Source organism: Moellerella wisconsensis ATCC 35017, from assembly GCF_001294465.1.
Classification (GTDB): Bacteria; Pseudomonadota; Gammaproteobacteria; order Enterobacterales; family Enterobacteriaceae; genus Moellerella; species Moellerella wisconsensis.
The window spans coordinates 1-747 of sequence record NZ_LGAA01000039.1 but is presented as its reverse complement, the minus strand read 5'-3'; the positions used below and the strand labels follow the sequence as shown (position 1 = coordinate 747).

At 47.4% G+C, this 747-nt stretch carries 1 rRNA gene; it reads left to right on the top strand.

From position 1 onward, the window contains the following. Positions 1 to 181 precede the first annotated feature (181 nt). Positions 182 to 747, top strand: a 23S ribosomal RNA gene (locus tag M992_RS14255); the annotation flags it as partial.

Here is a 747-nt window from a genome sequence, read left to right as displayed (position 1 = left end):
TAATGATTAAGCTGACTTATTGAGTCGGCTTAACAATTATGCTCTTTAATAATCTGGAACAAGCTGAAAATTGAAAACAACGGTATTCTTTGTCGAAAGAATACCAGAGTCTCTCAAAATACTCAGACCCCAAGGTTTTGTCGCTGTGCTTGCAGCGATAAAAGACACCTTCGGGTTGTGAGGTTAAGCGAATAAGCGTACACGGTGGATGCCTAGGCAGTCAGAGGCGATGAAGGACGTGCTAATCTGCGAAAAGCGTCGGTGAGCTGATATGAAGCATTATTAGCCGACGATGTCCGAATGGGGAAACCCGGTGCACTTTGGTGCATCATCATTTAGTGAATACATAGCTAAATGAAGCGAACCGAGGGAACTGAAACATCTCAGTACCTCGAGGAAAAGAAATCAACCGAGATTCCCCTAGTAGCGGCGAGCGAACGGGGAGCAGCCCAGAACCAACATCAACGCTAGCATTAAGAGAACAGTCTGGAAAGTCTGGCAGTAAAGGGTGATAGCCCCGTATCTGAAAATGTTAGTGTTGTGAGTTCGACGAGTAGGGCGGGACACGTGTTATCCTGTCTGAATATGGGGGGACCATCCTCCAAGGCTAAATACTCCTGACTGACCGATAGTGAACCAGTACCGTGAGGGAAAGGCGAAAAGAACCCCGGCGAGGGGAGTGAAATAGAACCTGAAACCGTGTACGTACAAGCAGTGGGAGCCTTGATTTATCAGGGTGACTGCGTA